8 protein-coding genes and 2 pseudogenes are annotated in these 10,221 nt (G+C 38.0%); 3 read left to right on the top strand and 7 right to left on the bottom strand.

The window, feature by feature from the left end; genetic code table 11:
- Positions 1-154, bottom strand: a pseudogene (locus AC1DG9_RS16925) (tRNA uridine-5-carboxymethylaminomethyl(34) synthesis GTPase MnmE); the annotation flags it as partial.
- Between the two features lie 88 nt (positions 155-242).
- On the opposite strand from AC1DG9_RS16925, the gene AC1DG9_RS16920 reads away from it, so the two are divergent.
- A complete protein-coding gene (locus AC1DG9_RS16920) occupies positions 243-1,361 on the top strand; it encodes an AI-2E family transporter (protein ID WP_172662798.1) in 1,119 nt (372 codons plus the stop codon).
- Positions 1,362-1,402: 41 nt separating this feature from the next.
- Entirely contained in the window at positions 1,403-3,172 is a 1,770-nt protein-coding gene (locus AC1DG9_RS16915) for a CotH kinase family protein (RefSeq protein WP_337716128.1), read from the top strand.
- A gap of 54 nt (positions 3,173-3,226) precedes the next feature.
- Here the strand turns inward: AC1DG9_RS16915 and argS are convergent, their stop codons facing one another.
- Positions 3,227-5,005 carry an arginine--tRNA ligase gene (argS, locus tag AC1DG9_RS16910; RefSeq protein WP_172662796.1) on the bottom strand — a complete coding sequence of 593 codons (1,779 nt, stop codon included), beginning with the start codon at positions 5,003-5,005 and terminating at the stop codon, positions 3,227-3,229.
- Between the two features lie 25 nt (positions 5,006-5,030).
- Positions 5,031-5,981 carry an arginase gene (rocF, locus tag AC1DG9_RS16905; protein ID WP_172662795.1) on the bottom strand — a complete coding sequence of 317 codons (951 nt, stop codon included), beginning with the start codon at positions 5,979-5,981 and terminating at the stop codon, positions 5,031-5,033.
- A 103-nt stretch (positions 5,982-6,084) separates the two neighbouring features.
- Between rocF and AC1DG9_RS16900 the strand changes: the two genes are divergently transcribed.
- Positions 6,085-7,476, top strand: coding sequence for an arginine decarboxylase (locus AC1DG9_RS16900; RefSeq protein ID WP_048905642.1), 1,392 nt, complete (start codon positions 6,085-6,087; stop codon positions 7,474-7,476).
- 64 nt (positions 7,477-7,540) lie between these two features.
- On the opposite strand, the gene AC1DG9_RS16895 is transcribed toward AC1DG9_RS16900, so the two are convergent.
- The 4 genes and pseudogenes from AC1DG9_RS16895 to AC1DG9_RS16880 form a co-directional block, all read right to left on the bottom strand.
- The gene (locus tag AC1DG9_RS16895; RefSeq protein ID WP_172662794.1) at positions 7,541-8,107 is read right to left on the bottom strand and encodes an alpha/beta hydrolase; all 567 of its coding nucleotides are present in this window, start codon (positions 8,105-8,107) and stop codon (positions 7,541-7,543) included.
- A 114-nt stretch (positions 8,108-8,221) separates the two neighbouring features.
- On the bottom strand, positions 8,222-8,839 hold the full coding sequence (locus AC1DG9_RS16890) for a 3-keto-disaccharide hydrolase (protein ID WP_337716126.1): 618 nt from the start codon (positions 8,837-8,839) through the stop codon (positions 8,222-8,224).
- A 275-nt stretch (positions 8,840-9,114) separates the two neighbouring features.
- Complete coding sequence (locus AC1DG9_RS16885) at positions 9,115-9,939, bottom strand: ion transporter (RefSeq protein ID WP_337716124.1); 825 nt, start codon at positions 9,937-9,939, stop codon at positions 9,115-9,117.
- Positions 9,940-9,944: 5 nt separating this feature from the next.
- Positions 9,945-10,221 (bottom strand): annotated as a pseudogene (locus tag AC1DG9_RS16880) (DUF421 domain-containing protein); the annotation flags it as partial.

The following is a 10,221-nucleotide window of genomic DNA, read 5'->3' as shown; positions in this document are numbered from 1 at the left end:
AGTGTATGGTGTGAGATTCCTGATCCAGCAAATTTTTACCACTAAAAACCGAGTTTGTAATAGCTATTGAATCTTTGCCTGAAAGACGTATAACACCTATTGCGCCCACTCCTGGCGGTGTAGATAAAGCAACTATGGTTTCGTTTGTGATCATTTGTTCTGTGTATGTATAGATTTGCAAAACTAGCCAAACATTTCATACCTTTCAGTGTTACTCATTGAAAAATCTAAATACTTTACCTATGACAGACATGCCTCTTACCGTAAAACGATCAATCGAATTATTGGGTCTGGTTTTATTAGTAGCGATCTTAGTAGTCGGCAACAACATTATTATGCCGGTAATTATGGCTTTTTTCATCAGCATTGTCGTGCTGCCAATTTATCGTTTTCTTATTAGAAGAAAACTTCCTGAAGCGGTTGCCATTATTCTCCCTATTTTATTGCTGGTGATCCTGATCGGTCTTATTGTATGGTTTTTCTCTTCCCAGATAGGTATTCTAGTAGATGATTTTCCGCAGATCAAGAACAATGTAAACATACACCTGAAGTCTTTAAGTAATTGGATAAGTAACATTAGTCATATCTCTACAACAGAGCAGCTTAAGTTTATTACCGAAAAAAGTGACGATCTTTTGGGGATGGCCGGTAAGGCGGCAAGCGGGGCTGCAGTTACTTTAAGCTCTGTATTCGTTTTTGTTGGCCTGTTACCTATTTATATTTACTTGATGCTGTTCTACAAAGATATTTTACTTCGTTTTATATTTATGTGGTTTAAGCCAGAACACCATCCAAAGGTAAAAGAGGCTATTTTTGAGACAGAAGTAATCATCAAAAGTTACCTGGTGGGCCTGTTAATCCAGGTCAGCTATATGACGATCTTATTGGGTGGCATTCTGTTTTTTGTGGGAATTAAGCATGCATTGCTTATCGGGGTGATCTTTGCCATCCTGAATTTAATCCCTTATGTTGGCGCGTTGGTAGGTAATATTATTGGTGTTCTGTTAACGCTTACATCGTCTACCGAACTGTGGCCGGTGCTTACTGTACTGATTGTGATTGCAATAGTTCAGTTTTTGGACAACAATATACTGATGCCTAGAATTGTAGGGTCAAAAGTGAAGATAAATGCTTTGTTTGCTATCTTAGGTGTAATCATTGGTGGAAGCATTGCAGGTGTATCGGGGATGTTTCTTTCTCTTCCGGTTATTGCAGTATTGAAGGTCATTTTCGACCGGACTGTGATGTTTAAACAATGGGGTGTATTATTGGGAGATGAACGTCCGGCCAAGAGTCCGATGAGTTTCGCCAGCTTCAGGAAAAAGAAAACGATAACGGTTAAGGCAGGAACAGAAAAATAAAAGTATTATTGTGTAATATTTTTATTGATAGGGATAAACAAATGAACCACTTAACCAAAAAAGTAGTGTTGCTTTTTCTTGTGCTGGGTATTGCAGCAGGTTGTAAAAAAAAGGATATTCCGCTTAGCGCCGCTAAGGAAATAACGACATTTAAAATTGAAGTAATCTATAACCCTGGTGCCATTAAAATAGATATTGGCAGTGAAATAAGCGAGAACAGCATTGTACTTAGTGTTACAAAGGGCTTGAATATAAGCAGCCTTAAGGCAACATTTACGACCACGGGAAAAAGTGTAAGCGTAAACGGGAAGGCACAGCAGTCAAATATTTCTGTACAGGACTTCTCAAAACCTGTAAAATACTTGGTTACCGCAGAAGATGGCTCTGAGAAGACCTATTCGGTGACTATTAAGGAAGTCGATGATATCGGTCTTATACTCAAGACTTTTTCGTTTTTAAAGGCAAACAATCCAGATCTTTCCAGTGACGTTAACTTTAATATAGTCAGTAGTAAGGTTAGTGCCAGTTTAATGTATCAAAAAAGGAAACTAATCGCCACATTTTCGACTGAGGCTATTCTAGTAAGTATAGATGGCGTAAAGCAGGAAAGTGGTAAAACAATTGTCGACTTCAGTCAGCCGGTAAAATATACCTTGACCTCTAAGTACGGTACAAACGCGGAATACCTGATCACAGTAGACTGGGAAGCCTCCGTTCCCCATATTTACATTGAAACTTTTGGTAATGCTCCGATTGTATCCAAAGAGGACTATTTGCAAGCAACAATAAAAATTGAAGGTCTTGGTGGATTTGAGGACTATTCAGGAACCACCAAAATAAAAGGTCGGGGGAATTCTACATGGGGATTTCCGAAAAAACCATATCGTTTAAAGCTGGATAAGAAAGCCGCATTGCTAGGTTTGGCTGAAGAAAAAGATTGGGTACTTCTGGCAAACTACTTGGATCCGACCTTGATGTTCAATGCAGTGGCAATGAAAACGGGACAGCTACTAGAGATGCCTTACACCAATAATATTATTCCCGTAGAGCTGACCATAAACAATACGTATATGGGAAGTTATGCATTTACAGAGCAGGTAGCCGTTGGAAAAAACCGGGTAAATATTGAAGATGGTGGCACCCTATTAGAGCTAGATACCTATTATGATGAGCCATGGAAATTCAAATCAACCAATTATAACCTGCCGGTAATGGTCAAATATCCTGAGCTCAGTTCAGAGAGCGGAGTTTCAGTGCTAAAAAATGAATTTCAAGTCATGGAGAATGCAATCGCTTCTTCAACATTTCCAGGTAATAATTATACCGACTACTTAGATATCAATTCACTTGTCAATTTGTTTATCGTCTGTAACTTGACAGATAATGAAGAGCTCAACCATCCAAAAAGCCTTTATATATACAAACCGAAAGGTGGAAAGTACAGCTTCGGACCTTTATGGGACTTTGACTGGGCCTTTGGATTTGAAGGCACAGGTACACACTTTGAGAAATACGATAATGCACTTTTATGGAACTCTTCTTCGGTTGGCACCGTGTTTTTTAAGCGACTGCTAAGCGATCCGAAGGTAAAAATACTGTTTAAGCAAAAATGGATTGCCTTTAAGTCAGTAAAAATGCCAGAACTGATGACCTATCTAAATAAATATGCAACTACCATTGAGGCTTCTAAGAAGCGAGATTTTGCCAAATGGGGAACTGGCAGTGGAGACTTTACCACAGACTACCAGAAGATGAGAGCCTGGATGATCAAACGTGCGGGCTATATAGACAGCTTTGTAGCCAATTTTTAACATAACACGCTCAATACTGATTTAGTAATGAGCGTGTTATGTTAAAACAAATCTTTACATTCTTTCTGGTACGGTTATGCCAAGTATATTCATTCCTGTTTTAAGAATGCTGGCAGTAACAGAACTTAAATTCAGGCGGTGTTGTTTAACAGCGCTATCTTCCTCTTTTACAATTGGCGGAACTTCATGGTAGAACTTATTGAACATCTTGGCAACTTCATAAAGATAGTTCGCTAAAGTAGCCGGACTATAAGCCTTTGCGGCTGCTGAGATTTCCGATGGGTATTTAGATAATAACATAATCATCTCCAATTCTGTAGCAGTAATCGCAACTTCAGGAGCATTAACTTCTGTAGAATAACCTCCCTTGTTCAGTAACGATTTTATACGTGCATGAGTGTATTGAATAAACGGCCCCGTGTTCCCTTGAAAATCAATAGATTCAGATGGATCAAACAACAAGCGTTTTTTAGGCTCCACCTTTAAAAGAAAATACTTCAATGCGCCTAATCCTATTTGGTTATATAAAGCTTCTTTTTCTTCCTCAGAAAAATTATTCACTTTACCCAATACTTCAGTCTTTTGCTTGGCTGTAGCCACCATTTCAGCAATCAGATCGTCAGCGTCGACCACAGTTCCTTCTCTGGATTTCATTTTACCACTAGGTAAATCGACCATCCCATACGATAAGTGATGTAAGCCTTTAGCCCATGATTTTCCTAATTTTTCAAGTATTAAAAACAACACCTTGAAATGATAGTCCTGTTCATTACCAACTACATAAATTGACTGATCCATTTTAAAATCATCATACTTCATTTGAGCTGTGCCCAAATCCTGGGTTATATAAACGGAAGTTCCATCAGCACGTAAAACCAACTTCTGGTCTAAACCATCAGCAGTTAAATCAATCCATACAGAACCATCAGGTTTTTTAAAGAAAACACCATTTTCAAGTCCCTCATCAACAGTGTCCTTGCCTAATAAATAAGTATTACTTTCGTAATAGTATTTATCAAAATCTACTCCCAGATTCTTGTAGGTTACGTCAAAGCCTTCATAAACCCAGCCATTCATCTTTTTCCAAAGATCAATAACCTCTGAATCGCCAGCTTCCCAGTCCTGAAGCATTTTTTGAGCCTCAATAATTAGTGGGGAATTCTTTTTTGCTTCCTCTTCAGTTTGTCCTTCAGTCTTTAACCTATCAATTTCTTTCTTATACTCCTTGTCAAAAATCACATAATATTTACCCACAAGGTGATCTCCTTTTAGGAAAGAGCTTTCAGGAGTTTCGCCGTTCCCCCATCTTTGCCAGGCGAGCATAGATTTACAGATGTGGATACCTCTATCGTTCACCAGGTTTACTTTAATTACCTCATAACCATCAGCTTTAAGTAGCTCAGCTACAGAGTAACCTAACAGGTTATTTCTTACGTGACCTAGGTGTAATGGTTTATTGGTATTTGGTGAAGAATATTCTACCATTACCTTTTGACCATTAGGTTTTATAGATCCGAACTGAGGACTTAGCAGTTCCTTATTGAATAAGTTTAACCAGTAGGAATCGGCAATGGTTAAATTCAAGAAACCTTTAATTACATTAAAAGCCGTAACATCCTGTACGTTAGCTACTAGATATTCACCTAGTTCATTCGCCGTTGCCTCAGGTGATTTTTTAGAAAACCTAACTACAGGGAACACCACTATTGTTATTTGTCCTTCAAACTCGCTTCTAGTGTCTTGCAGGTTAATCTGGTTTTCAGGAATGTCCTGATCGTATAATTGCTTTACTGCTGCTATAGTGGCAGTTACTATATGTTGTTCAATATTCATGTTCTTATTTTATTTTGGAGCGTTTTTATTCGTTTCTAAAAGCATTGGTGGCTTTAATTAAAATCTCAAAAGCATGTTCTGCCATTTGATTTTCCTTATCCAATGTCGGATTTACCTCTACAATCTCGAAGCAACAAACCTTTTGATTAGTAATTAGCCTCGACATTAAATTACCAGCTTCACGCTCTGTTAAACCCTGGGCAACAGGAGTTCCTGTTCCTCTTGATGCCGTAGGATCAAGTGAATCTACATCAAAGGAAACATAGATCATGTTGCAATGATCCAGATACTTAAGTGTTTCAATAACAGTTCGCTCTACTCCTCTTTTTCTTAACTCGGCTGTAGTAAATATTTTGACTTTATTTTTTTTAAGCAAGTATTCCTCAGGTTTCTCCATATCCCTTGCAGAAATCAATACCAAGTCACGATAATTAATTTTTGGAGCAATATTGCCTACATTCTTAAGCTGATACCAGTAATTAATAGTTTCCTGATCGAGCTTGTTAACTTTCGACTCCGTATTGTCTTCATCAAGGGCCATGGCAAGTGGCATTCCGTGCATGTTTCCAGACGGCGTAGTGTATGGCGAATGGATATCAGCATGTGCATCAATCCAAATTACCCCTAACTTAGACTTTGGAAAAGCAGCTTTAATACCCGCAATAGTACCTGCTGCTGTGCTATGATCACCGGCAAGTACTATTGGAAACTCATTTTTATTTAGTGTGGCATTTACCTCATCGCTTACCCGCTCTACCATAGTCAAAATACCAGAGATACGCTTGGCAAACGGACTGCCGGTGGTTTCAAGCAGTAAATGGTTCTCATTTGGAACCTCCACAGTTTTATGTTTTTTAAAGAAACGACTGCCAAAGTCCAGCGCGGCAATCTTGATTGCATCTACTCCCAAACTCGCTCCACGTGTACCGGCGCCGATCTCTGATTTTACTTCAATAATTTTTAAAGTCTTAGTCATAAAAAAAATACGGGTGTATTTTATAAAGTGTTTATCTTTGGCAACAAAATTAACTCATTTTAATTTGCCAAACCCTATAAATAATAGTTCAAAAATATAAAAAATGCAGAGTTACTCCGAATTTCTTGATCTAAGTGTTGGTTTTCCTCAGGAAGGTTTCAGCGTTATAGACGACGAATTATATTTTCAAGATCTAAATCTAATGGAAATGATTGAAACCTATGGTACGCCATTACGTTTTACTTACCTCCCTTTGATTAGTAAAAAGATCCAGCAAGCCAAGTTGTTGTTCCAGACGGCTATCATCAAGAACAACTATCGCGGAGATTATAAGTATTGTTATTGCACCAAAAGTTCTCACTTCCGTCACATTGTAGAAGAGGCACTTAAAAATGGCATTCACTTAGAAACTTCATCTGCTTTTGATATGCCAATGATTGAGGCATTAGAGAAAAAAGGCGCTTTAACAAAAGACATAACCGTAATATGTAACGGTTTTAAAACGTATCAATACAAGCAATATATTATCGATATGTTGCATGATGGATATAAAAACATCATCCCGGTTTTAGATAATAAAGAAGAATTTAATCTTTTTGATGATGAGGTTGAATTGGATACGCCATGTAATCTTGGTATCCGGATTGCAGCTGAGGAACAACCCGATTCGCAATTCTATACTTCAAGATTAGGCGTTCGGCTAGAAGATGTAATCGAGTTTTACAACAACAAAATCTCTGCTAATCCAAATTTCAGGGTAAAACTGTTACACTTCTTTATCAATTCGGGTATTACCGATTCTCCTTATTATTGGAATGAATTAGAAAAATACGTTACCCTTTACTGTAAGTTCAAAAAGATTAATCCGGAACTGGATACTTTAGATATTGGTGGTGGTATGCCATTTAAAGATTCATTGGTATTCGATTTCGATTACGAATACATGGTAAATGAGATCGTAAAAAGGATTAAAGAGATTTGTGCTGAGCATGATGTTGTTGAACCAGATATTATTACCGAATTTGGAAAGTACACTGTTGCAGAGGCTTCGGGTATTTTGTACAAAGTATTAGGTCGTAAACAACAAAACGATAGAGAAAAGTGGCTAATGCTTGATGGTTCATTTATTACAAATCTTCCTGATGTTTGGGCATTGAACCAGAAATATATTTTACTTCCGGTAAACAACTGGGATGCAGAATATGAAAGGGTAAATTTAGGCGGGATTACCTGCGACGGACAGGATTACTACAACCAGGAAGCGCACATGAATAGCGTATTTATGCCTAAAACACGTAAAGTACAATATCTGGGTTTCTTTAATACCGGAGCTTACCAGGAAGTGCTAAGTGGTTATGGTGGTATCCATCACTGTTTATTGCCTAGTCCTAAACATGTTATTATACGTAGAAACAGAGATGAAACATTCAACTTCGAAGTTTTCGGAGAAGAGCAAAATAGTAAACAGGTACTTAAAATACTGGGCTATACCTAGGTCATTAATTAATTGTTTTAATACTGGTATTCGGCCTGCGCATTCATTTGTGCAGGCTTCTTAATCATTTCTCTTTGGTATCGTCGGCCAAATCCTGTATATCGTTAATCATATCTGGGATTGCACCATGATAGGAATGATCCACACCAGACAATACTCTCCAATGCCCTCTGGGAATTAACTTTCGGTAGGATTTAAATTGGTGATTAGGGATCACTTCATCGTCTACTGAGTGATAAAAATAAATATTATCCAGTGTGCTGAGCTTACTTAGCAGATCATCTTCTATTGCATATTCAGAGACATCCCAATTCTGATCCTTCCAATAAGGAACGCCAAATAGGATCATTCCTATTACTTTGTCTGGCACAGGCTGTCTGGTAAAATATTTCAATATAATGGAGCCTCCTAAGGAATGACCAAGGAGAATAACCTTACCTGACAAACTATTGAGACTGGTTTCTAAAACTGCTTCCCAATCCAGGAAGGCAGGATGTTCAGTATCCGGCATTGGTGGATATGTAATTGTAAATTTATCGCCAAGATTATTCCTCAGCGCATCTATAATTACTTGCTCCTGCGATGTTGATACATTCCCGGCACCCTGAATAAATAATATTTCATAGCTCATAGATTCTCTTTTAGGTAAATGATTAGGTTAAATATACGTTCCCTGATCTTGTCTGGATTTTTCATATTAATAAGATAAGCATAAAGTCCCTTCTTCCAATACATCAAGACTACTTTAGCGTAACTTTTCAATCAGGATATCTTTATAACAGACAATCGCTTTACCACCACCATGGATCTGCAGCCCTATATAACCGGATTGTGGAATATTAGGGTCTGTTTCTTTGTAATCTATCGTCTGATGGCCATTCAAAAAAATACGGATCCGGTTGCCTTCGGCAAGAATCTCAAAATCATTCCAGTCGTCTGGTTTAAGGGTTTTTGCAATCAGTGTAGAATCTGGCATAGCTAAGGTTATATTTCTACGGGATTCATCATACAGGCTTGCCCAATAACCAGCACCGATATCACCCTGATAACCTTTCATTTCATTAGGTGGATTAGTTAATCTTTGACTCCTGAATTGCACGCCTGCATTTACAAATCCCTGGTTACCCGTTAACTTAAATTTCAGACGTAATTTAAAATCGCTATAAATGTTTGAAGTTACCAGGAAATCGTTTTCGGGAACTTCCTGAGATAAAGATCCGCCAGTTATTACACCGTCCTTAATCTGCCAGGTTTTAATGGTGTCGCCTTCCCAGCCATTAAAAGTTCTGCCATCAAAAAGAGTCATAAAATGTTTTCCTGAAATGTTTTTGTTGGATAATCGACATCCGTATAACAAATTCATTAAGAGCGTTAAACAAATTATTGAAGAAGAGATCGCAGAACGCATAGATTGGAAATGATAAATAAAATGAAAATTTATAAACTGTCTTGCCCTAATATAGTATAAAGGTTTATTAAGAAGGCCTGCAGCCATTGAAATTACATCAAAATACCATAAAACTGCTATTTGATTATCAGTGCTGCTGCGTTCTCTTTAGGTTTGAAACTAGTTTAACCTAAAACCACAATCATTATACCTTTCTGGTTCTCACCGCATATTCGCAGGTATAAGCAAAGCTATTTATATAAAGAGGAGCCGCAATACTTACAGAATAGTGCATCACTATCATGCCCCTCTTTACCGCAGTTTGGGCATGATTCATATTTATGCTTTTTCTTTCGTGCTGCCAGAGCCAGATCATGGGTGATGATACCTGTAGGCACTGCAATTATCGCGTAACCAGTAAGCATGACTATAGAAGCAACGAATTTCCCCATTGGGGTAACAGGTGAAATATCGCCATATCCTACTGTAGTAATTGTAACTATCGCCCAATAGATGCTTTCAGGAATATTTGAAAACCCGTTTTCTCGTTTTTCAACAAGATACATGATTGATCCCAGGATTATAGTGAGGGTAAGTACAGTCAATAAAAAGATGCTGATTTTCCGAATGCTATCCTTGAGCGCCTGAGTAAGAAAATTGATTTCTGTTAAAAAATGCCCGAGCTTAAATATTCTGAATACTCTCAGGAGTCGTAAGGCCCTGAACACCAATAAGGATTGGGCGCCAATAAAGAAAATACTTAAATACGAGGGTAAAAGCGCGATCAAATCTATGATACCCAACAGGCTGAATACGTATTTAACAGGTCGTCTGATACTGACAAGACGTAAAATGTATTCAATGGTAAACAAGGCACAAAATACCCATTCTATGCGATTAAATAGTGTTCCATACTGTCGGTGAATGTGTTCAACGCTATCGAGCATAACCACTATGATACTGGTGAAAATTGCTATTAACAATCCGACGTCAAAAGCTTTACCTGCCCGCGTATTGGATTCATAAATGATCTCATGGAGGCTGAAACGCCAGTCTTTTTTATCTTTCGGTTCCATATCTCCTATTTTATCCTTCGGCTGTTAATGGCTTTCACCCATTGTTTGCGTTGGCATTTTTTACATTTATGCATTGAAGTCACGGGAAGTTCTTCTACGTTACCGCAGTATGAGCAGGCATACTTTCCTGCCTTTTGGATCTTAACCATACTTAGTTCAAATAACACAGGTAGTATTGGTAGACCATACTTTACCTCTTCGTCCGGATAATAATAGATGCTAATATTGCCCGAGGTTTCCAATATCGCTGTCTCAACTTGGCCCAAGTGAGAAATGCTTTGC

Source organism: Pedobacter sp. 05L430, assembly GCF_056397585.1.
The sequence above is the reverse complement of the archived record's forward strand: the minus strand, read 5'-3'. Positions and strand labels throughout refer to the sequence as shown.